Genomic DNA, 22,662 nt, shown 5'->3' on the forward strand with positions numbered 1-22,662 from the left:
AAAATTGCCAATGGGCATTCAGTATATATTACATTCATAATGACGTGTATACTTAAGTTATGATAATGATATTATGCAGATTAGGACATGTTACCAATAAATTAAATTATGGTTAACTGCTGTCTGTATTTATATTTTAAAATAATTAATTCTGAAATTTACAAGTATCAATAAAGTATAAACCAATTTTTTACGTGCAAAACTATCTTATACCTTCAGAAATTTCGTGGCTGTCTTTCAATAACTGTATTTTGGATGAAGCCGAGGACTCCAATAATTCGTTATACGAAAGAATTAAGTTTTTAGCCATTCATTCTTCTAATTTAGATGAGTTTTTTAGAGTAAAAATCAGAAAACTGCTGATTAAAAATTCAAAAAAGAATAAGGAGCTGCTCAGCAAAATTTTAACTGAAGTAAATCTTCAGCAAAACAGGTTTGGAACAATTTGGAACACTTCAATACTTCCAGAATTAGCAGCTAATAATATTGTCTATTATGAAAATCAAGAGCTTATAGAAGAGCACCTGCAGGAGATCGAATATTATTTTAAAAGCATTATTCTCTCTTATATTCAGGTAATTTACATTTCGGTAAATCAGCCTAAAACTTATTTTTTACATAATCGCTGCTTATATTTTCTGGTAAAGTTAAAAGATAGTGCAGGTAATTATAATTATGCTTATCTCAATATTCCATCTGATAAACTGGATCGCTATAAACAATTGCAAAGTCAGGACGATACGCATTATATTATTTCGATTGATACCATAATAAAGAATTGCTTATCTTTTATATTTCCTGCCGGAAAAGTGGTTTCCTGTTATGCGATAAAATTAAATCGCGATGAAAATTATCTGATAGAAGATGAAAACTCAGGAGATTTGATAGCAAAAATCGAAGCAAAAATTGAAGAACGGAAACGAGGTTCATCAACAAGGTTTCTGTATGATTCCAATATGGATGCTGAAACACTTTCGGTATGTAAAAAAGCTTTCCGCCTGCACAATAATGAAATGATAAAAGGCGGAAGCCATCATAATTTTTATGATTTATTCAAGTTTCCAAATCCTGTTAAACCAAATCTGCAAGGAGCAAATTATCCCGGGCTCAAACATCTGCCTTTTGAAAGCAGGAAGTCAATTTTTGAAATTATTGACAAACAAAATCAATTGCTTCACTTTCCGTATCAGTCGTATTATTATGTACTTCAATTTTTTAATCAGGCGGCAATTAACAGAAACGTTCTGGAGATAAAAATTACTTTATACCGAATTTCATCGCAGTCGTTAATTGCAAATGCTTTGATAAGCGCGGCTAAAAATGGCAAAAAAGTGACTGTTTTTGTAGAAGTTAAAGCACGTTTTGATGAATACAATAATTTATTCTGGTCCCGCGAAATGAAAAATGCGGGAATAAAAATCATTCAAAGCATGCCGAATTTAAAAGTTCATGCAAAAGTGGCAATGGTAACCATGAAAGATAAATACGGAAATAAGAAATATTATAATTATTTGTCAACCGGAAATTTTAATGAAAGTACAGCCAATATTTATTCTGATTTTGGATTTTTCACCTCTGAAAAAAAATATACAGATGATTTAAAAAAAGTCTTTACATTTTTAAAAACCAAGAAAAAAGCAGGAACACCAAAACATATTCTGGCGGCAGGTTTTAACATGAAAGACAAGTTAATAGAATTAATAGACAATGAAATAGAAAATAAAAAAGCCGAGAGGGAAGCTGCTGTATTTTTAAAAGTAAACGGAGTTGATGAAAAAGATATTATTGACAAACTTATTGAAGCCAGCAGGGCAGGGGTTGATGTGACATTGATCGTACGTGGAATCTGCACTTTACTGCCGGGAATTAAATATGTAAGCGAAAATATAAAAATCTATAGGATTGTAGATATGTTTTTAGAACATTCCAGAATTTACAAATTTGCAAATAATGGCGAGGAAAAAATCTATTTATCATCTGCCGATATGTTAAGCCGAAATTTAAACAGAAGAATAGAAGTTGCTTTTCCGTTGTATGATGAAAAACACATTGAAGAAATTAATACAATAATTCAGTTGCAGCTAGAAGATAATACAAAAAGGAGAACTATAAATAGTGAAGGAACTAATGAATTGGATATCCTAGGTATTGATGAACCAAGACGTGCGCAGACTGAAATTTATAATTGGATTGGGGAGTGTAATATGGAATGATGTTTATGTGAAGATATTATTTTTTATAGAGAAAAAGCCTGACTGTAAAGTTTGGCTTTTTTTTGTAATACAAAACTTATTTTTGTAAATAATTGATTGTTTTTTTATTAAAATGTTACGGAATCCCGTAAAGATTTAACCATAACATTTTCTAGATTTGCGCCGAAATTAAGACTGCTTATGAAAAAATTTTACTTATTACTTTTTACACTTTTACCATTTTTAATTTACTCTCAGGATATCCTTTGGGAAAAATCATATGGAGGTATACATGCCGATTATCTTTTTGATGCACTGCCGACTGCAGATTACGGATTTATTCTGGCAGGAAGTTCTGTGTCTGATAAAACCGGAAATAAAACAGATGATAATCATGGTGATCTGGATTACTGGATCTGGAAAATGACGGAAAAAGGAGAACTTGACTGGCAGAAAAGCATTGGAGGAAATGGTTTTGATCTTCTTCAAAGCATTAAAAATACAAAAGACGGCGGATTTATTCTGGCAGGAACTTCCAGTTCAGGAAACAGTTTTCAAAAGAAAGAAGAATGTAAAGGTCTCAGCGATTTTTGGGTAATAAAACTTGATGCTTCCGGTACCGAACAATGGCAGAGAACTATTGGAGGAAATGGTCAGGATGAGCTTTTATGTGCTTTTCAGACTAAAGACGGAGGTTATATTCTGGGCGGTTCATCCGGTTCCAGCCCTTCTTCAATTTCAAATAATACTATAGATAAAAAAAATAGTGCTTCAGCTAAAACAGATTTATACAGTAAATCTGAAAAAAGCCGCGGTAATATGGATTACTGGATAGTAAAACTGGACAGGCAGGGTGTTATTGAATGGCAGAAAACATACGGAGGAGAATATGCAGATTTATTAAGAAGTATGGAACAGACTTCTGACAACGGTTATATTCTGGCAGGATATTCAACTTCTCCAATATCGGGAGACAAAACCGAAGCTAATAATGGTTCAGGAGATTACTGGATTGTAAAACTAAACGATTCAGGAGAAATCGAGTGGCAGAGAACGTATGGAGCAGAAGGCGATGATCAGCCGTATGTAATTCACCAGACTGCAGACGGCCGTTATATTGCCGGAGGAAATTCTAACAGCACGGGTGCCTTAACTTCACTAGGCGGGATTGTAGGCAGCGGGACGGATTTTTGGGTATTAAGACTTGATACAGAGGGAGGAGTTTTATGGAGCAAAACTTTCGATTTTGGTAAAGCAGATATCCTGACATCGCTGGTGGAGAACAACGATCATACTTATTTAATCGGCGGTCACACCAAAACAGAAACCAGGCAGTCTGTAATTGGCGATTTGGCAAAAAAGGCAGGAATTGGTAAAGAAAAAGACGGAATCAACGATTACACAGCGCTCAAAATAGATGATAAAGGAGAAGAGTTATGGAGTAAAACCGTGGGAAGTAACGGTGAAGATATTTTAAGAAAACTGGTCGAAACCCGAGATGGCGGTTACTTAATGGCCGGAACATCAAACGCTGCCTCATCAAAAGATAAAAATTCAAATATTGGCGGAAATGATTTTTGGGTTGTAAAATTGAAAGATAAAACAAAAGTTGAAAAAGTTAAAGCCAGTATTGAAGCAATCCCCAATCCTGCGGTTACATACACCAATATTATTATTGGTTATGACTTCAAGGAAGGTACCGCCACAGTTGTAGATATTCTAGGCAGAACTTTACAGCATTTTAGTATAAACAGCAGAACTGTTCCGGTGAATTTAACCGGTTATGCAGAAGGAATTTATATTATAAAAATTCAGACAGATGTTAAGACAGAGTCTGTGAAAGTAATTAAAACCGTTAATTAAAAAGAAAATGAATATTTTATCACTACAAAAAACTATTAAAAATTTGTTCTTTTTAACAGTTATATATATGCCGCTGGTAATTTTTGGACAAATTTCAGAAAATGACCCCAGTAAATATGTACCTAATATTATCCCTCCTTCTCCTACAGCTTATGCATTAGGAACGTATGGAAACACACCTATTGGTTTATTTACCGGATCACAAAATATAAATATCCCTTTGTATACCTATAAAACAGCCAATTTAGAAGTTCCAATCAGCATGTTTTACAGTTCAAATGGTATAAAAGTAGATGAGATTTCTTCAAATGTAGGGCAGAGCTGGAACCTTAATTTTGGCGGGGTTATTACAAGGGTGGTAAGGGACAAACCCGATGAAACCCGGGGAGACTATCCTATTCCAATTTCCATAACAGAACAGATGGGGCGTTATTCGCCTCCGGCTTTGGACTTTTACCAATACATTGGAGAAAACGATGTGGACAGCGAAGCTGATATTTTTAATTTTAATTTTGGGAAATATTCAGGTAAGTTTATCTTAAATAATGAAGGTGGTGTCGCTTTGATGCCTGCCCAGGAACTTCGGATTGAGTACACACTGACCCCGGAAAGTATAAATTTTGTAATTACAGCACCCGATGGTGTTAAATATTATTTTGATAATCAGGAAATTACCACACAGAGGGTTTTAGGAAGCGGTCATTCTATCCCTAATATAACAGTTTCATCATGGTATTTGAGTAAAATTGTTCATCCTAAAGGAGATGAAATCCAGTTTACTTATAATGATGCTGTGTCTGTTTACACAGCTTCAAAATCACAGACTTACAGAATGCTGTATCCCCGCATACAATATGATGCTGCAGGTAATTTGGAACAGTACACAGGAGGTTTAAGCTCCATGTATGACCATACCATAAATCTGGCAGGGAAAACAATAAAATCCATAAAGAGTACAAACCCAATTCATGGGGAAGTTTCGTTTACTTATCTTTCTGCTTCGAGTGCAGATGTAACATCCGGAAATAACAAAATATCGCAGATTACTATAAAAGATAAGGCGGCGGCTGAAATTGACCGCATCAATTTTACTTATACCACAACAGCTAACAGCAGGGTCTTTCTGGATAAAATCCAGTTTAAGGATGTAAACCAAAACTATCAGTTTGAATACAATAACAGAAACAGCTTTCCGGCGAGATTATCTTTGAGCCAGGACCACTGGGGGTATTATAATGGTAAAACTAATGTCAATATCGTACCTAAAAGTACGGCGTATGAACTAGGATCTGTAAATTATAACGGGGCAGATAAAGAACCTGATGGGAATTTTGCAAAAATTGGTTTAATGACAAAAATTATTTACCCGACAAAAGGATATACTACATTTGATTATGAGCCAAATGATTATTATGGCCAGATAACGGTTCAGCCCAGCAGGGTTTACAGCTCGGTGAGTGCTGTTACAACAGAAGAAGCAAATACTGCAGTTTCCCAATCAACTTTTACAAGCGGCTCAATGGCCCAAAATGTTCCTTTAACTGCGGGAGTAAGTTTCTCCTGTCCGGATCCCGATTTAAATCTGGGCAAAAATAAAGCGACAATAAGCGTCTATAATGATACTGCAAAAAGGTACGAGACACTTTACAGGTCAGACAATGCTGCTGAAGTTACTCTCAATACTTATCAAATAACCCCAAGTATGAGTACTGCAGCAAAAAACCTGTATTTTGTCGCAGGGGCAAATCAAAATTATATTATTAGTTTAAGTGCTGATTGGAACTGTACATCAGCTTCTGTCAATTATAATTATATACCCGCAGGAGGGGTTGTTGTACCATCAAATGTTATAACCGGCGGTGTAAGGGTGCAGCGCAGTTCTGATTATCCTTCTGCATCATCAGCTCCTGTTATCAAAAGGTTTTTTTATGCTAAAAAAGATGATCTGACCAAATCAACAGGAAACAAAGGACAGGATCCTTATTATATTGATTTTTATAAAGTACAAAAAACTATAGAATCTGCAGGAGCAGGAATGCAGGGGGTTATAACTACTGCCACCTATTTAAACTTATCTTCCAGCAGTTTGTCTTCATTATTTGATACCGGCAGTTCAAATGTATTTTATAATTATGTGACCATTTCATACGGATCGGATTCTTTTTTAAACGGCGGTGAAGAACATGAATTTATTGTTCACCGTGATGGCGGCGGCGGTTTTGTCGTAGGAACTTATGATGTAAGAAGCACACCTCTGTCTAATCTGGGCTGGGATAACGGCCTGCTGAAAAAAGCCACCTATTTTAATAAAGACCTAAAAACCGTTAAGCAGACTATAAATGAATATGAGGAAAGAACCGCTTTAAGAAAAGAAGCCATATCCTACAGTGCCAGAAAAAATTATGAAAAAATTGCTTCGGCACCAGTTAATTATGTTTGTACAGAGGCAGATTTAACCAAAAGAACACCATATTGGTCATGTGTAGCAAATCATAGACATGAAAAAATGATGAATGAGATATTTTTCGGAGATGGTTACACCTGTATAGCCCCAGGCCATGATAACAGAACAATATATTTTCCGCATCCCTGCTACGGGGTTACTCTGCCCAAAACAATTTCAAATCTGGCAAACATTGATAATATCAGTATCGTTTCCTATTCCAATATTTCGTTCTGGCATTACTTAAAATCCACTCAGGAAATCACTTATGATCTTAACGGAGGGAACCCTGTCAGCACAGTCACTAATTATAATTACAGAGGGATTAATCATACACTATTATCATCGCAAACCTCAACCAGCTCAAATCAGGAAGCACTCGAAACCAAATATTTTTATGCCAAAGATACTGAAATGGCGGGCGAACCATTTGTAAGTGAACTCAAAGCAGCCAATATGGTTGGAATGCCGTTAGACACACAAAATTTCAGGAACTTAGTAAAAGTATCCGAACAAAAAACGGGTTACGAAAGAAATGCATCAACAAGCAATTTATTACTGCCAAGATATATGTATGCAAACAAAGGAACAGCGGCTATCGTTACTGCTGATAAAAAAATAACTTTTGACCAGTATGACGATAAAGGAAATATTCTGCAGTACACACTCGAAAACGGAACTCCTGTTTCGATTATCTGGGGGTATAATAAAACACAGCCTATTGCCAAAATAGAAAATGCGCTTTACAGCACTGTATCAGGTTACGTGGCTAATCTGCAGACACAATCTGATACAGGGACAGAAGCAGCATTGACAACTGCTCTTAATTCTTTAAGGACTGCTTTGACAGACAAAATAGTAACAACCTATACTTATCTGCCGCTTATTGGGGTAAGCACTATTACAGATCCTAAAGGTTTTCCAACAACTTACAAGTACGATGCTAACGGCAGGCTTGATTATGTAAAAGATAATGAAGGAAACGTGGTATCAGAGAACCAATACAATTACAAGCCATAAAACCAAAAACAGTATGAAAAATATAATCAAATTTTTTTTGGTTTTGTTTCCTTTTACGGCAATAGGCCAGACACAAACCGAAAATTACGTTAAAACCGTTACTTATAAGAAACCTTCTCTTGTAAAAATAACAGCCCCAACAATCGATCAGGCTGCTCAAAACGTCACCTATTTTGATGGTCTTGGACGGCCAATGCAGCAAATTGTAAATAAACAATCATCTGACTCAAAAGATATTATAACCTATATGGGTTACGATGCTTTTGGCAGACAGGTAAAGGAATACCTGCCGTATGAAGCATCTTCAACTAATATGGCTTTTGACTCAAATGCTGAAACAGCAGCGATAAATTTTTATAATACCGCTAAATATGAAAACACAGCCAATCCGTTTTCGCAAAAGAGTTTAGAATCTTCACCATTAAACAGGGTACTGAAACAAGCTGCTCCCGGAACTCCATGGGCAATGGGCAGCGGTCACGAAATTAAAGTAAACTATCAGACCAACACGGCTGCAGAAGTAAAATTATTTAAAGCCATTACAACGTGGACAGCAGGATCAGGCTTATATGAAATTTCATTTTCAGATGCCGGAAACTATCCCGCAAATGCGCTTTATAAAAATATAACCTATGATGAAAATACCGCTGCAAACCCGACAGAAACGGCAGGCTCAACTGTAGAGTTTAAAAATAAAGAAGGACAGGTTGTTTTAAAAAGAACTTATGATGCAGGAACAAAACATGATACTTATTATGTTTATGATATTTATGGAAATCTGACCTACGTAATTCCGCCAAAAGCAGACGGAACCATAACTTCTGATGTTTTAAACGGATTATGCTACCAGTATAAATACGATAATAAAAACCGACTTGTCGAGAAAAAACTTCCGGGAAAACAGTGGGAATTTATTGTGTATGATAAACTGGACAGACCAGTAGCCACAGGTCCTGCATTTTCGCCCTTTAAAGACGATGCTGCAATAGGCTGGATCATTACCAAATATGATGTTTACGGCAGACCGATTTATACAGGCTGGAGCAGTCAGGCAGTAAGTCCTGCAGCAAGGTTTACACTGCAGGGAAATCAAAACACGGCAGCAACGTTGTTCGAAGACAAAGCAGTGACAACCATTGATGGTATTGCCACTAATTATAAAAATAGCATTGCACCAACCAGTTTTAAACTTTTAACAGTTAATTATTACGATGATTATACCTTTACCGGTGCTCAGGCAGTACCTGCGTCTGTAATAGGACAGCCGGTTTTAACAAACGTAAAAGGACTTTCAACCGGAAGCTGGACAAGGGCATTAAGCACGGCTGCTTCTACTGCGGGAGAAACAAGCACTATTTTTTATGACACTAAAGGCAGAGTGATAAGCACTTATGTGAAAAATCATTTAACTGGTGTATGCCATACTGACAACGAACTTGATTTTACAGGAAAAACGCTCACAACTCAGACAGAACACCAGCGTTTAAGCGGCGGCGTTAAAATAAATATTGAAGAAAAATTTACATATTCTTTGCAGGATCGTCTGCTCACGCATACCCATAAAATAGGAGCAGGAACAGCGCAGCTTATGGCGGCTAATACTTATGATGCTTTAGGGCAGCCAACCCTTAAAAGTGTTGGTAATAGTACAGGTGCTCCTTTACAGAAAGTAGATTATAACTACAATATTAGAGGCTGGCTTACCGAGATTAACAAAACAGCAGGTCTGCAGCAGGGAACTGACCCAAAAGATTTGTTTGCTTTTAAAATTAATTATAATGCAACCCAGGCTGTAATAAGCGGTGTTAACGGGCTGTATAACGGAAATATATCTGAAACTTTGTGGAGAACCGGGTCAGATAATATAGAACGTGCCTACGGATACCAGTATGATAATCTAAACCGTTTAAAAAATGCGATTTATGAAAAAACCGGTATGACCACAAATGCATATGATGAGAATTTAACCTACGATAAAAACGGCAACATCATGTCCCTGAAACGAAACGGGGACACTGACCCGCAGGTACAGCCTATTTTAATCGATAACCTGGCTTATACTTATCCCGCAAATTCTAACCAGCTGAGCACTGTTTTAGACAACAGCAATAACACCAGCGGTTTTAATGATTTTAACAAAACAGGCGATGATTATGGTTATGATGCCAGTGGAAACCTGACTCTTGATAAAAACAAAAACATTACCGCAATACAGTACAACCATCTTAATTTACCAAAGAAAATAATTTTTGGAACAACAGGCAGTATTGAGTACATTTACAATGCGGCAGGTGAGAAACTTGAAAAAATTGTTACTGAGGGAGCAGTTGTAACCACAACCAATTATCTGGACGGATTTCAATATAAAAATACTGTTTTGGAGTTTTTTCCAACAGCAGAAGGGTATGTGAAAAACGACAATGGTGTTTATTCGTATGTGTTTCAATACAAAGACCATTTAGGTAATGTTCGCTTAAGTTACGGCAAAAACCCGACAACCCAAGTTCTTGAAATTATCGAAGAGAATAACTATTACCCTTTTGGTTTAAAACACAAAGGCTATAATATTGCAGCAGCCTCGACAAACCAAGCGAGTAAGTATAAGTATAACGGAAAAGAACTGCAGGACGAACTGGGGCTTGGGGTTTATGATTATGGAGCTAGGCATTACATGCCAGACTTAGGTCGTTGGATTGAACCTGATCCACTTCTAAATGATCTTGATTTTAAGTTTGATCCTAATGATATTGATGAAGATGATGAAGAAGAGGTAGCTTTCGCAATGAAAACTACTTTAGGTAATGGTGGAGGAATATTTAATACTGATAATCTAAATCCTTATTCTTATGGTTATAACGATCCTATAAGATTTGAAGATCCTGATGGTAAATGTCCGATTTGTGTATTTGTTATAGCTGCATTAGTCTTTTCTGAATTTGCGAATGCTCCAACAGGTAATAGACAAGTAGATTCTAGAAACTATAATCAGTCTAAATCAAATAAAACACTTGTGTCCGAAGCAGTTTTGGCAGGTGGAGCTAAAACCTTATTAAATTCTGCTAAATCTAGGGCAGTCGAAAAAGTTGTTGAAAAAAGTTCGGAAAAGAAAGTGCCGAATCCGAATGGTAAAAATGGCGGAGAGGCACATCAAAAAACAGTAGATAAATCAGAAGCAAAATTGAAGAAAGAAGGATTTACTGAAACAAGGCGGGAAGTAAAAATAGAAACACCGAAAGGAGAAAAATCTAAAAGATTTGTCGATGTAGAGGGAAAGAATCCTAAGACTGGTGAAGTAAAACAAATTCAAGTAGGGAAACAAAATAAGAATGGTACACCTGTTGCAAGAGAAAGACGGGCTATTGACGATATTCATCAAGCAACCGGAAAAAAACCGGAATTTGTTCCTTATAATTAATTCTTTTAAATTTAAATAATGAGTAGTTCAAAACAGTTAAACTTTTTTATTACACCCGAAGACTATAATTCAATAAATAGTTTTCTTAAAGAATGTAGTGCAATAATATTAACTAACGATGATATCGGAAAAGAAAAAAATATACGTAATTCAATAATAGATTTAAATGAAGAGATTAAGCAGGCCTTTTTGACCAGAAATGACTTTTTAAAAGATGTCGTTATTAAGACGATTGAAGATGATATTTCTTATTACTATATCACTTCCAGTCCCTTGCTTGAATTTAGTATTGGAGGATTTTATCCATATGATAAAAATTCATTACAAAGTGCTCGCTTTTATTATATTAAAGCATACTATAATGAGAATGGTGATTTTGTTTCTAAATCTGAAGATTTCGTAAGCTGGTGTGATGAAGTCTTTAAAAAATTTAAAAAGATTTTTTTAAAGAAGTATTCTAAAAATTGTTACTGTTCAGAGTCTGCAATTAAGTGGATAGAATTAAATAATGCTGTATTAAATAATGGAGAACAACAATGGTCAAAGCAGTAAATGTGTAATTAAAGAATAGATTTATGAATAATAAAAAAGTGTTATCTAATATAGAACTAATAAATAAAGGGTATTTATGGGTCAATATTCCTTCCATTATAATCATAATATTCATTTGGTTTGGCTTAACAGCTTATTTAGAAGTAAATGGCAAAATTAGCGCAATTATTGGAGGTGCTATTGGTTGGATCTATTGGGAGTTGACCATTAAAAAATGGATAATTTGGGCATTAAATAATAATGTTGATCCAGATAGACTCTTAAAGATTGGAAAAAAGTCTTTACTTTTATGGGATAGAAAAAAGATAGATTCGATATTAAATCAAAGCAAATAGGTTATATCCAAATTTAATGATTTTTGATCTTACACTATCAATGTATTGAAACAAAATAATTTTAAGGATGGGCATTCATTGTTCATCCTTTTATTTTTTTGATTAAGAGCTCAAAGGTTTTGATGAAATAATAGCAAGAAATTCTAATTGTTGAAGGAAAACTAAATAATAATATATGGCAATACTAGTTAAGCAAGTTTTTTATAAACACTTAAATGATAATGAATTAATTGATAATATGACTATTGATTTTGAGGTTATTCTAGATCAGTCAGTTATAAATTGGAATTATAGGGCAATAAAAAATATTACTTTCAAAGAGAAAGTAATTATTAAAGATGTCGACATAAATTCAGGTTTTCTCTTTGCTAATTGTATATTTGAAAAAGGAATAGTTTTTCAAAATATACAATCAAAGCTTCTTGACGGTTCGTACAATTATAGTATTGCATTTGAAAATTGCGATTCAGCATCTATTATTTTTGAAAGAGGATGTAATCTGGCAAAAAGAGTTTTAATCAGCAATAAATGTAAAATCCGAAGCATCTCTTTTAGTGAAACAATAGTTGTTAATGGAGGGATAAATATTTATGAAACTATAATTACATATTTACATATTGTTCACTCTGAGTTTATTTTTAATTTACAAAGATCTACCATTAGCAAGGAAGTCAGAATTGAATCTTTAAATGGCGATATTGGTCTTCTGGCAAATGAATTTAATAAAGATATAGCATTTTGGAATATTGAGTGTCCATTCGGCTTTTCATCAAATCAAAACATTTTTAAAGAGGAATTTAATATTAGTGGCTCCAGAATTAAGAAGCTTACTTTATTTGGAGATCATTTTTATAAAAAAGGAGAATTAGAAAATAGAGATTTAACGGGGAATAATTTAGAAACATATATTAAAGAAATATACATTTCAGAAACAAATTTTACACAAGGTTTTGATTTTAATGGTTTGGGTAAAAAATTAGACAGATTAGAAATAAAAAGCAATCCAGAGTTAAAAGGAGTACTTAAATTCGAAGGCTGGATAGTAGATAGTACTTTAATTACCGGGGTCAATCAAAATTTAAAATTATTGTTTAAAAGAATGTCGTTTCGCTTTTTTATGATTAATGATTTTACAAACTACAGCGACATTAGTTTTGATAAGTGTAAAGGATATGATGATAGCACTTTAAATTTATTGGATTGTGATTTAGGAAGTACGAGATTCAATGAATTTGCTTTCAACAGTTTTGTAGAGTTACGCTTTGATAATGTTACTTTGGATAAAATTAAGCCGACTAATAACAAATGGTTTGAAGATGCTGTACTTAAAATAGAAGTCGCGGAACAGTCTGAAGAAGATCGATTCAAAAGGAAGCGGGAAATATACAGACAATTAAAACAGGCTTTGAAGAACAATGGAAATCAGATTGACAGTCTTTTTTTTCAAGCTCGGGAAATGGAATCGTACAGAAATGAACTCAAACAGTCTAAAAATTATAGTTTGAGTGATAAAATAATTATGACCTTTAGCAGGTTTAATGATTATGGTCTTAATTGGATAAAACCAGTAATAATAGTTTTTTTTCTAACATTATTCGTGTATGTTATAATCCTTGCCGGCATATCGGATAAAATTCTATTTTCATTTTCATGTGATCCTTATGATATTAAAAATACATTTGAGGTCTTTATGTCGAATTTTAAAACCTTCTGGAATTTATTTAATCCAGTCAGAAGAACGGATTTAACTTATGGTAAGATGATTCAAACAGATTGGATTTATTTTATTGACTTATTACATCGCATATTTCTGGGGATTATGATTTTTCAAATAATCAAGGCATTTAGAAAACATGTATCTAGTTAGAAAATTTGTTTGTATTTAGTCATAATCCATATTCACATTAAATTTATAAATGAAAAACACAATTTATATATTAATACTTCTAATATTTATTAATTGCAATAAAATGAGTAATATAGAAAAGGCACTCCTTATTGAAGATGAAACGGAATCGCTTCTTAAAATTCAGGAAATAATCTGGAAGAAAGCGGAACAGTCGGAGGACTTTGAAAATTTAACAGAGGCTGAACAAACATTTGTTTATGTTGAAGCGTTGGAAGCTGAAGTCAATAATGGTGGTTTTGACCAATATTTTTTTAATACAAATGGTAAGTACTCAGAAGAGACATTGGAAGCTTTAAAAAAAATAGGTGCTGTAAAAACTTATAAGATAGTTCAAGAAGCTTTCAGGATTTTTCCAGAAAATCCAATTCCAAAAGATATAGAAAAAAGGCGTGATTTATTGGAAAATATTGATAGTAAAACTTCTCAAAGATGGACAGAACTTGAAGACCAGTTTTATCTTTATGAAGAAAATATTGGAGGGTTATTGTTAAAATATGTAAAAGGACATAAAACAGCATTTAAATAAAGGAAATTTTAAATACTCTATATTTTTTTTAGGTGAATCGGAATGATATTATTGCATGTTTAAAATTAAAGTTTTGTTTAATTAATGGAAGAAAAAATATTTTTTATCAAAAGAGGTTTTCGTGATAATGCTTTAAGGGAATTGGTTTTTAATCAAAACTTCTTAAAATTTGAGGATAAAGATTTAGCACAGAATTTAAATACAGTTTTTCAGAAAGGAGAAATAAAAGACTTCAGATATGGTATTCGTTGGATTAAATTTGAAATTACTTATGGTAGAGAATATCAAATCTTTGTTCGTAATAAGGAAGACAAGACTTTAAAAATTACTTTTAAATCTTATTTTGGACGTAAAAAAGAAATTCTTCATAAACAGTATGCTGAGATTGTAGATCATTTATGGGATTATTATTTCGCAGAGATAATTAATGACTTCATAAATATGTATAATGATGGTAAAGAATTTACTATTGGTGATGTTCACTTTACAAAAGAAAATATATCATTAAATATCAGCGGAATGTTTAATCAGAAAAGAATAAATATTGCATGGGAAAATGTTAGAACTAAAAACTATTACACTTATTTTTCTATTTATTCAATAGAAAATCCGTTGGAGATAAATAGAGGTTATAATTACCATCAAGATTGGAATACAAGTGTTTTATACAGTGTTATCAGGACAATTTTACGAAATAAGGAAATTGAAATTTATAATTAATCATTGGCGAATTAGCTATAATTTAAGTGTTTAAAATGATTATAATTAGTTTAGATTATACAAAAAAATGAAATAAAGTTTAGAAAAGAAATTATCAAATTTCTTTTCTAAGAGATACAAATAATAATTATGACAATAGATATTACGATTTTACAAACCTTATTAATTACATTATTTTCTGCTTTTATAGGGGGATATATTTCCTTCTACTTTACTTCTAAATCTAAAAAGGATGATGCTATTTTAAAATTTAGAGAAGAAAAATATTCAAATTTATTAATACTCTTAAAAGGGTTTGTTGGTAATACTGCCAATACAGAAGGTAGTGTTTCAAAGTTAGTGATATGAGATTTTGAAAATCTAACCTTTTGAAATTGAGTGAATTTTAGAAATAAATAATTTAAAGATGAGCAGTAATGCTCATCTTTTTTGTTTTAATATTGCCTTAAACGAGCTAAAATGAGTAAAATTGCGACATGGTGTTCCAAAGTTAGTGATGGTATGAATTGTCCAAAATGTAAAGAACAAAAGGTTATTAAAAATGGGAGAACAAAAAACAATAAACAGCAGTACTATTGTAAAATGTGCTCTCACCGTTTTATAGAATATTATACAAATCAAGCTTGCAAATTAGATATTAATGAAAAGATTATTCAATTAACCAAAGAGGGTTTAGGTTTAAGAAGCACTGCAAGAATACTGGAAATATCAACCACAACATTATTGAAAAGAATTGTCTCCATTGCGAGAAATATAACCAGACCAATTGTCAGCAGAGGCAAAACTTACGAAGTAGATGAACTGTGTACTTATGTCAGACACAAGAAAAATTATATCTGGCTGGTTTATGCTTTGGAAAAGAATTCTAAAAATGTGGTTAGTTTTAATGTAGGCAAACGAACTAACAAAACTCTGAATCGTGTTTTGGAAACTCTGAAATTATCAGAAGCAAAAAAGATATTTACAGACAAACTAAAAAACTACAGATCTCTGATTGATAACAAAGTGCATTCTGTAAAACGTTTTGGTACAAATCATATTGAAAGAAAAAATTTAACGCTGAGAACCCATCTTAAAAGACTAAACCGTCGAACGATCTGTTTCAGTAAAAGTCTATTAATTTTAGTTTCAATTTTAAAAATATACTTTTGGATTTGCGTTTTTAAATAATGAGTTTATCTGAAAAAACAGCAGCATTAATATTCTTGACTTAACTTATGAACCTTGTTTTGATTTAAAATCATCATTTACTAGGTATTTTAGAGAGATCACTACTCATAGATCCAGAGAGTATATTAACTTGATTTCTGCAGCAGCTTTAATTTCTTGAGATGATATCTTACAATTAGAAATAATTTTACATTTCCTTCATAATTAGTGTGTTAATAAGCTATGCTGATATAGTTTTGGTTTATACTTATTAAGGATTCGTTGAAACAATTATAATAATATTATAATTAAAATTTAGAAGATAAACGAATTACATCAGATAACTTTAATGCTTTAACGGATATAAATGTTAATAACGAAATTGAGCTCGTTTTAACCTTTATCTTATCGCCTAAACATTATCTACACATGAAAACAATCCAATTCAGAACCGATGATTTAACCCAGTACACCGTTTGTATTTCCCAAATTACCTGTATGTTTCCGGCAGATGAATCTTTAGGGACCTGGATTTATTTGAGCTGTGGAACCAGATTAAAAACTCTTTTAATTCTTGATATTGTTTTAGAAATGATCAGTAAAGCTGAAAATGAGGATTAACAGGAAATTAATAGCCTGAAAAACTATAACAATAAACTAAAAAAAAATTACAATTGAATTGCTGCCTATATTGCTAAATATGAATATTTTTTGCTCATCCTTTTTAAGTATATTTAAAGATATTTTTTATGAGTTATTTATCAAGGTCCAATTAATTAAAAAACGAAACAAATGAAAAAAGTTATAGCAGCAGTTTTGATTTTAGCTTTTGCACAAATAATTCAAGCGCAGAAGGGTTTTAAACCTCTTTTTGACGGGAAGACTACAAATGGCTGGCATACTTATGGTAAAAATTCGGCTGGGGCCGGATGGAAAGCAGAAGATGGAGTATTGCATTTTAATCCAGATACGGCTAAAGATGGGCAGGGAGGGGATTTAGTAACTAATGCTGAATTTGAAAATTTTCATTTAAAGTTAGAATGGAAAATATCTCCAAATGGCAACAGCGGTATTATTTTTTATGTTAACGAAGATCCTCAAAAATATCAAAACACATTTAGTACAGGTCTGGAAATGCAGGTTTTGGATAATGATGGTCATCCCGATGGAAAAATTACGAAACACCGTGCGGGAGATTTATACGATTTGATTCAAAGTAAATCAGAACCTGTAAAATCGGTTGGAGAATGGAATAAGGCTGAAATTATCAGTAATAAAGAAAAATTAACCTTTATTTTGAATGGAGTTGTCGTAGTTGAAACGGTACTTTGGGACGATAATTTTAAAAAATTAATAGATGGAAGTAAATTTGCCGGATGGCCTGATTTTGGAACATTCAAAAAAGGAAAAATAGCTTTACAAGATCATGGAAACAATGTATGGTATCGCAATATTATAATAAAAGAATTATAAATAAAGATGAACGAAATGATGAAAAAGATTTTTTTATTTTTTAGTTTTATCATAATTATAAGTTGCCAAAAAGAGAGCAGTAAACCTGCAATTGTTAAACCTCCTTTAAAAGTTGAAAAGGAATCTCAAAAAAAGACTGCATTAGAATATAATGTTGATGAAAATGATAAGGAAATTTACAATCCGACATTGGTAGATTCTTTGCCTAAATATCCGGGAGGTATAAATAAGTTTCATATTTTCTTAACGAAGAATTATGTTATGCCAGAAGAAGCAGTTAAAAACGAAGCGATAGGGTCAGTCTTTTCAACTATTGTAATTGAAAAAGATGGAACGTTATCTGATATAAAAATCCTTCGTGATTTTGGCTATGGATCAGGCGAAGAGCTACTAAGGGTTTTGCAATTATCTCCTAACTGGACGCCTGCTATAAAAGGAGGAAAACGAGTAAGATGTTTGTACAGCTTTCCCTTTTATGTTCAGTAGCTAAACTTTTTATAAGCAAAATTTTCTATATTTAAAAAAACTGCTAAACGTTTCTTTTAGCAGTTTTTATATTAATCTTTACAGGGATATTGGTTTTGGGTTACAGCTTTTATATTTTTACAAAAAGCAAAATTGAAAAAATTAGGAGCTTATTCCGCTATAAGTCTTTATCTAGCATCTATATTCAGACAAACCAATTGATTAAAAACAAGCTCTTGGAGTAAAAATGCTTTGTATTTTTATCCGTACAGTTTTTACATTGAATATTATTTATGGAATATAAAATTTATCAGCCTCATGAAAAATTAAAAGCGTGGATACGTTATTTCTGGAGTTATGATTCGATGGCTCTGGAAAAAAAAGTGCTGCATATACGCTCTTTTGCCGATCAGTATCCGAGGCTTATCTTTCAGGATATCAATACTTTTTCTCCAATTAAGGATGCCAATGGAAATATAATGCCCTTATGCTATTTAAGCGGGCTGGATACCAAACCCTCTGATGCTTTTTGGGATACACAGTTTTCTCATTTTGGAGTTAGTTTTTATCCTCACGCTTTACATGCCTTGTTTGGTATTGACGCATCGGAAATGACCAATAGAATGGTGGATATTAATTTGCTTGATAAGACCGAAATTCCATTTTTGCTTTTGGATGCTCAGGATCATCACAACAGGGTACAGATTTTGAGCACCTATTTTTATGAAAGATTATACCACGGAAAAATAGACCAGACGATCAATGATCTTTTTCACAGCAATAAGTCATGGCTGTGGAACATGGAAAAAAAACAGCAGCAGTTAGCCGGTCATTATGGGCTTTCAGAGAGGCAGCTTCAACGGAGGTTTAAAATAAATACAGGAGTTTCTATGACTAAATTCGGCAGGCTTATCCGCTTTGAGAATGCACTCAAAGTCCTGCCCACTGCAGTTTATGGTGATCTTACAGCATTGACCTATGATCTTCAGTATGCAGACCAGTCTCATTTTAATACAGATTTCAAGGAATTTTCAGGTCTTTCACCTTATCAGTTCATCAGGAAAGAAAGCCTGGGAACCGAAAGTTCTTCCTTTATTTACCTGAGTGAATAACCCGATGTCGTTTTCATACAATTCTGTAAACCTGCCATTATTTAGTTTTGGTGGAATTTAAAATTGTAACGATATGAAAAAAATAGTATTTGGGTTGGCAGCTCTGCTGTGCTTTGTAAGCTCATGCAGCAGTGATGATAACAATACATCTCCGGGAGCATCCCGAAAGGTAAAGTATGAATTAACAGGAACATTTTCTAAGAATATCAGAGTAGTCTACATTAATGAAAGCGGTTCTAATGTAATGGAAGACAATGTAAGTATTCCTTGGTCTAAAGAGGTGACTTTTGGGGAAGGAATCTATGCTTTGGGAGTGAGTGGTTCTTCGATTACAGGACAGGAGGGTACACCCGGACAGACGCTGACTGCAAAAATTTATGTGAATGGGGTTGAGAAAAATACACTTACCAACACTGTCTCCAGCGATGGAATTATTAGTTGTTCACTATCTGATGCATTGCGGTAATAAGTCTGCAGGAATGTCAAGTAGATGATATTGTAAAAAAATAAAACGGGCTCAACTTGAAAAATTGAACCCGTTTTGTTCATATTATTAATTTACTAGTTACTAGTTACAGAATAGCTGTTACAAGTAAAGTTTGCTCCGTTTCCGTTTGTACCGTAGCATGACGAGATTTCAAATCCATACTGTATGTCTCCAACAGTAACATTACCAAACCATCCTCTATCTTTTATCCAATTAAAAATTGCTTTAGCATCAATTGTACCGCCATTGGTTTTTGTAGTACGTAAAAATGAATATACATTATTAGAGCCATTGTTGCCTCGGAATACGTTCCAGGTATGACCGCCAATAGTTTGGTTTGTATATACCGGAACAGCGGCACCTGTTGAGGAATAATTATAAGAAATTGGTTTTACATTTCCTGAACCGTCTGAATTTCCTGTGTAGTTTAACCATAACATTATTTCATTGGCTTTATTGCTGTCCCAAAGATCATAAGCCGAAACCCAGGCACCTCCACTAGGGGTAGTTGCGTTAAAGCTGGTACTAAGTGTATTGATTGTATTCAACACTTTACCAACATATTTGGTCGAATTTGGGTATGATTTAATGCCTGCTGTATTTGGATGGTTAGCCCAAATACCCCAATTACTGTAATTATTTGCCCATATGGACTGACTTCCTGCACCCGAACCCCATATGTTATTATAAACGGTATAACCGCCATTTGACCAGCTGGCATATTGGGCAGATGATGACCATGCAGCTTTAACTTCTGAATCATTTGATTCACTTGTTTCGCAACTCATAAACATTAAGCTTAATACTACAAATAAAAATGATTTTTTCATAAAATTTTAATTTTAAGGGTTAATAATTAGTTATACTAAAGTATTAATAATTATGTATTTAGTGAATTTATTGTAGTAAAACAAGTGCATTTTTTAATTATTATCATAAAAACAGGATATAACCTGTTAAAATATAAATTCAAATTGTTAGTTATGGTAAAATTGACCATAAATAAAATAAAAAACTGAGAATAATATAATCTAAAAAAAATAAAAATAGACTTATTCTTACTATCATGAGAATAAATCTATTTTTTTTCCTATTTGTCGAGAAGGTAAATGGCTTATTTATACGTTATTGTATAGTTATAACAGCTTCGTGAAGAAAATTAGCTTACTGTCCTAAATTTGCCACCCATATATTTCCTGATTTTCCGGCACCCATTTCTACATAAGTACTGCTCATCATTGCCTTGCAATGGTCTTCGCTATTTTTCCATCCTGTTACAACTTCGGCAGGAGTACTGTAATTCCGCGCTATAACTTCGCCTACATATTTTCCGGTATAACCAGCAGCAGCGGCTCTTTGTATAGGGCTTGTCCCTTCAGGAGATATATGCGAGAAAAAATTACGTGTATTCATTTCATGAGCATAATTAACAGCAGTTTTTGCCAATAATGAATTGCTTACTAATGCAGGTACCGGAGGCATATCATCGGTACCACATTTACATCCCGTTGCCCTAAGTTTATTAATTTCTATCAAAACAGAATCTGTTACGTCTGTATCATCAATAGTATCATCATTATCGCTGCTGCACGAGATAAATAATAAGAAGGTCAAAAGAATATAAACAGCGTGCTTTGGAAACATAATAATCGATTATTTATTAAGGCATAAAGATATGTGAGAAGAGCAGAATTTGAACTAATATTTCTTAAAAAATATATACAATAATTTGATCCAAATGCTTTTGATATCGTTTTCAAGAAAAAATGACCAAATCTCTAATACTATCCTGATTTTAGAGATTTGGTCATTTATTATGAAATAAAGCAATAACTTAATTATGCGAAATTTGGCTAATTGTATATCCTGATGCAGAAGATCCGGCTATAAAAACGGTATAAACTTTTCCGGCAGCAAAATCAGTTGCTGCCAAGGCTGCCAGATTTTCAGATTCCCCGCTGCCGCGTACTTGAATACCTAATGAACCGGCATTAATTTCAGAATAATCACTTTGATTGTAGCGTGCAACATTTAAAGCCAGATTATTGCCTTGGGCGTCAATGAAATCAATATTGGCAGGAGCACCAGCACTTAAATGAATAAACTTTACCTTGGCTTTTCCACTGGCCGGAGCAGTTATATTATCCTCATAAAGTCTCACTTCTGCATCATTTCTTGATTCTCCCGTTAAGTATACAGTATATCTTTTATCATCATCCAGATCAAGTTCTTCAGAAGCATATAGGTCATTATCGTTTTCGTCTCTAAACTGGCTTACGAGATTGTTTCCCACCGCTACATCATGGTACGATACTGAATGTTCCAGATAATCCAGATTACCAATATAAGGAATGTTGGCCATAACAAATTTTTGAGAACCGGAGTTAGGCGCGGCATTTACAACTTTAAGGTGTGCAGAACCAAAAGGGTCTACTTCGTTGCTATCACAAGATGATAAAAATATCAGGGCTGCCGCAGCCATTACCTTTACAGGAATTAATTTAATAAAGATTGTTTTGATTTTCATAATTCTAATTTTGAGTTTTACTTTGTTTTTATCCAATTACATATATTTTACCTTAATGGTGATTTTGTTGTTCGGGTTTTTTATATTGACCTTAAAGTCATCAAAGACTGGTTTTTTCATTTTTTCCATGAAGAAGTCCGAGAAACCAAAACCTTCTTTGGGTATTCCAATCAGATTTTTATTGAGTTCCCCATTTTTATTTTCATCATCAATAAGAGTGATACCGTAAACACCGGGTTCGATATCACAATTAATCATCATAGAACCGTTATCAACTGCTTTTTTTTCAAAGACTAATTTTTTGAAAACTTTTTCCTGTTCATAATCTTCACTGTTTTTAAATACATTTAGTATAATTTGTCCTTTTTCAGAGCGGATACCAGAAATTTTAACATTGGTATTTTGTCCATAAGTATTGGTAAGAGATAAAATGACTATTAAGATTGTAAGCCAGCCTGTTTGAGGAATTTTCAT

At 33.3% G+C, this 22,662-nt stretch carries 20 protein-coding genes; 16 read left to right on the forward strand and 4 right to left on the reverse strand.

Annotation, left to right across the window (positions count from 1 at the left end):
* Nucleotides 1-194 precede the first annotated feature (194 nt).
* The 16 genes from ppk1 (at nucleotide 195) to AABD74_RS14550 (ending at nucleotide 19,640) form a co-directional block, all read left to right on the forward strand.
* Nucleotides 195-2,213 (forward strand): polyphosphate kinase 1, encoded by a 2,019-nt coding sequence (gene ppk1 / locus AABD74_RS14475; RefSeq protein ID WP_406843302.1) that lies wholly within the window; start codon nucleotides 195-197, stop codon nucleotides 2,211-2,213.
* A gap of 180 nt (nucleotides 2,214-2,393) precedes the next feature.
* The gene (locus AABD74_RS14480) at nucleotides 2,394-4,055 is read left to right on the forward strand and encodes a T9SS type A sorting domain-containing protein (RefSeq protein ID WP_406843303.1); all 1,662 of its coding nucleotides are present in this window, start codon (nucleotides 2,394-2,396) and stop codon (nucleotides 4,053-4,055) included.
* Between the two features lie 7 nt (nucleotides 4,056-4,062).
* A complete protein-coding gene (locus AABD74_RS14485; protein ID WP_406843304.1) occupies nucleotides 4,063-7,518 on the forward strand; it encodes a sugar-binding protein in 3,456 nt (1,151 codons plus the stop codon).
* A 13-nt stretch (nucleotides 7,519-7,531) separates the two neighbouring features.
* Nucleotides 7,532-10,933 carry a DUF6443 domain-containing protein gene (locus AABD74_RS14490; RefSeq protein ID WP_406843305.1) on the forward strand — a complete coding sequence of 1,134 codons (3,402 nt, stop codon included), beginning with the start codon at nucleotides 7,532-7,534 and terminating at the stop codon, nucleotides 10,931-10,933.
* 18 nt (nucleotides 10,934-10,951) lie between these two features.
* On the forward strand, nucleotides 10,952-11,485 hold the full coding sequence (locus AABD74_RS14495; protein WP_406843306.1) for a hypothetical protein: 534 nt from the start codon (nucleotides 10,952-10,954) through the stop codon (nucleotides 11,483-11,485).
* Between the two features lie 23 nt (nucleotides 11,486-11,508).
* Nucleotides 11,509-11,820, forward strand: a complete 312-nt coding sequence (locus AABD74_RS14500; RefSeq protein WP_406843307.1) for a hypothetical protein — start codon at nucleotides 11,509-11,511, stop codon at nucleotides 11,818-11,820.
* Nucleotides 11,821-11,995: 175 nt separating this feature from the next.
* Nucleotides 11,996-13,687, forward strand: a complete 1,692-nt coding sequence (locus AABD74_RS14505) for a hypothetical protein (protein ID WP_406843308.1) — start codon at nucleotides 11,996-11,998, stop codon at nucleotides 13,685-13,687.
* A 103-nt stretch (nucleotides 13,688-13,790) separates the two neighbouring features.
* Nucleotides 13,791-14,255: a DMP19 family protein gene (locus tag AABD74_RS14510; RefSeq protein WP_406843309.1), complete on the forward strand. Its 465-nt coding sequence runs from the start codon at nucleotides 13,791-13,793 to the stop codon at nucleotides 14,253-14,255.
* 84 nt (nucleotides 14,256-14,339) lie between these two features.
* Nucleotides 14,340-14,975 carry a hypothetical protein gene (locus AABD74_RS14515; protein ID WP_406843310.1) on the forward strand — a complete coding sequence of 212 codons (636 nt, stop codon included), beginning with the start codon at nucleotides 14,340-14,342 and terminating at the stop codon, nucleotides 14,973-14,975.
* Nucleotides 14,976-15,104: 129 nt separating this feature from the next.
* Nucleotides 15,105-15,323 (forward strand): hypothetical protein, encoded by a 219-nt coding sequence (locus tag AABD74_RS14520; protein WP_406843311.1) that lies wholly within the window; start codon nucleotides 15,105-15,107, stop codon nucleotides 15,321-15,323.
* Nucleotides 15,324-15,434: 111 nt separating this feature from the next.
* On the forward strand, nucleotides 15,435-16,145 hold the full coding sequence (locus tag AABD74_RS14525) for an IS1 family transposase (RefSeq protein WP_406843312.1): 711 nt from the start codon (nucleotides 15,435-15,437) through the stop codon (nucleotides 16,143-16,145).
* A 408-nt stretch (nucleotides 16,146-16,553) separates the two neighbouring features.
* Complete coding sequence (locus AABD74_RS14530) at nucleotides 16,554-16,745, forward strand: hypothetical protein (RefSeq protein ID WP_232678642.1); 192 nt, start codon at nucleotides 16,554-16,556, stop codon at nucleotides 16,743-16,745.
* Between the two features lie 171 nt (nucleotides 16,746-16,916).
* A complete protein-coding gene (locus AABD74_RS14535) occupies nucleotides 16,917-17,597 on the forward strand; it encodes a DUF1080 domain-containing protein (RefSeq protein ID WP_406843313.1) in 681 nt (226 codons plus the stop codon).
* A 15-nt stretch (nucleotides 17,598-17,612) separates the two neighbouring features.
* Nucleotides 17,613-18,083: an energy transducer TonB gene (locus AABD74_RS14540; RefSeq protein ID WP_406843314.1), complete on the forward strand. Its 471-nt coding sequence runs from the start codon at nucleotides 17,613-17,615 to the stop codon at nucleotides 18,081-18,083.
* Nucleotides 18,084-18,355: 272 nt separating this feature from the next.
* Nucleotides 18,356-19,174, forward strand: a complete 819-nt coding sequence (locus AABD74_RS14545) for a DUF6597 domain-containing transcriptional factor (RefSeq protein ID WP_406843315.1) — start codon at nucleotides 18,356-18,358, stop codon at nucleotides 19,172-19,174.
* A gap of 94 nt (nucleotides 19,175-19,268) precedes the next feature.
* Nucleotides 19,269-19,640: an MmpS family transport accessory protein gene (locus AABD74_RS14550; RefSeq protein WP_232678633.1), complete on the forward strand. Its 372-nt coding sequence runs from the start codon at nucleotides 19,269-19,271 to the stop codon at nucleotides 19,638-19,640.
* Nucleotides 19,641-19,735: 95 nt separating this feature from the next.
* Here AABD74_RS14550 and AABD74_RS14555 read toward each other — a convergent pair whose 3' ends face one another.
* From AABD74_RS14555 to AABD74_RS14570, 4 genes are all read right to left on the reverse strand, one after another.
* Nucleotides 19,736-20,491 carry a GH12 family glycosyl hydrolase domain-containing protein gene (locus AABD74_RS14555; RefSeq protein ID WP_232678631.1) on the reverse strand — a complete coding sequence of 252 codons (756 nt, stop codon included), beginning with the start codon at nucleotides 20,489-20,491 and terminating at the stop codon, nucleotides 19,736-19,738.
* Between the two features lie 334 nt (nucleotides 20,492-20,825).
* Nucleotides 20,826-21,305: a CAP domain-containing protein gene (locus AABD74_RS14560; protein ID WP_232678629.1), complete on the reverse strand. Its 480-nt coding sequence runs from the start codon at nucleotides 21,303-21,305 to the stop codon at nucleotides 20,826-20,828.
* Between the two features lie 190 nt (nucleotides 21,306-21,495).
* Nucleotides 21,496-22,188 carry a DUF4397 domain-containing protein gene (locus AABD74_RS14565; protein WP_406843316.1) on the reverse strand — a complete coding sequence of 231 codons (693 nt, stop codon included), beginning with the start codon at nucleotides 22,186-22,188 and terminating at the stop codon, nucleotides 21,496-21,498.
* Nucleotides 22,189-22,224: 36 nt separating this feature from the next.
* Nucleotides 22,225-22,662, reverse strand: coding sequence for a DUF2141 domain-containing protein (locus AABD74_RS14570; RefSeq protein ID WP_406843317.1), 438 nt, complete (start codon nucleotides 22,660-22,662; stop codon nucleotides 22,225-22,227).

Source organism: Flavobacterium soyae, from assembly GCF_045348165.1.
In the GTDB taxonomy this organism is placed as follows: Bacteria; Bacteroidota; Bacteroidia; order Flavobacteriales; family Flavobacteriaceae; genus Flavobacterium; species Flavobacterium soyae.

Excerpts from the sequence above, each read along its gene's own strand:
- AABD74_RS14480 (WP_406843303.1), top strand. The coding sequence starts at position 2,394 with ATGAAAAAATTTTACTTATTACTTTTTACACTTTTACCATTTTTAATT.
- AABD74_RS14485 (WP_406843304.1), top strand. The coding sequence starts at position 4,063 with ATGAATATTTTATCACTACAAAAAACTATTAAAAATTTGTTCTTTTTA.
- AABD74_RS14490 (WP_406843305.1), top strand. The coding sequence starts at position 7,532 with ATGAAAAATATAATCAAATTTTTTTTGGTTTTGTTTCCTTTTACGGCA.
- AABD74_RS14495 (WP_406843306.1), top strand. The coding sequence starts at position 10,952 with ATGAGTAGTTCAAAACAGTTAAACTTTTTTATTACACCCGAAGACTAT.
- AABD74_RS14500 (WP_406843307.1), top strand. The coding sequence starts at position 11,509 with ATGAATAATAAAAAAGTGTTATCTAATATAGAACTAATAAATAAAGGG.
- AABD74_RS14505 (WP_406843308.1), top strand. The coding sequence starts at position 11,996 with ATGGCAATACTAGTTAAGCAAGTTTTTTATAAACACTTAAATGATAAT.
- AABD74_RS14510 (WP_406843309.1), top strand. The coding sequence starts at position 13,791 with ATGAGTAATATAGAAAAGGCACTCCTTATTGAAGATGAAACGGAATCG.
- AABD74_RS14515 (WP_406843310.1), top strand. The coding sequence starts at position 14,340 with ATGGAAGAAAAAATATTTTTTATCAAAAGAGGTTTTCGTGATAATGCT.
- AABD74_RS14520 (WP_406843311.1), top strand. The coding sequence starts at position 15,105 with ATGACAATAGATATTACGATTTTACAAACCTTATTAATTACATTATTT.
- AABD74_RS14525 (WP_406843312.1), top strand. The coding sequence starts at position 15,435 with ATGAGTAAAATTGCGACATGGTGTTCCAAAGTTAGTGATGGTATGAAT.
- AABD74_RS14530 (WP_232678642.1), top strand. The coding sequence starts at position 16,554 with ATGAAAACAATCCAATTCAGAACCGATGATTTAACCCAGTACACCGTT.
- AABD74_RS14535 (WP_406843313.1), top strand. The coding sequence starts at position 16,917 with ATGAAAAAAGTTATAGCAGCAGTTTTGATTTTAGCTTTTGCACAAATA.
- AABD74_RS14540 (WP_406843314.1), top strand. The coding sequence starts at position 17,613 with ATGATGAAAAAGATTTTTTTATTTTTTAGTTTTATCATAATTATAAGT.
- AABD74_RS14545 (WP_406843315.1), top strand. The coding sequence starts at position 18,356 with ATGGAATATAAAATTTATCAGCCTCATGAAAAATTAAAAGCGTGGATA.
- AABD74_RS14555 (WP_232678631.1), bottom strand. The coding sequence starts at position 20,491 with ATGAAAAAATCATTTTTATTTGTAGTATTAAGCTTAATGTTTATGAGT.
- AABD74_RS14560 (WP_232678629.1), bottom strand. The coding sequence starts at position 21,305 with ATGTTTCCAAAGCACGCTGTTTATATTCTTTTGACCTTCTTATTATTT.
- AABD74_RS14565 (WP_406843316.1), bottom strand. The coding sequence starts at position 22,188 with ATGAAAATCAAAACAATCTTTATTAAATTAATTCCTGTAAAGGTAATG.
- AABD74_RS14570 (WP_406843317.1), bottom strand. The coding sequence starts at position 22,662 with ATGAAAATTCCTCAAACAGGCTGGCTTACAATCTTAATAGTCATTTTA.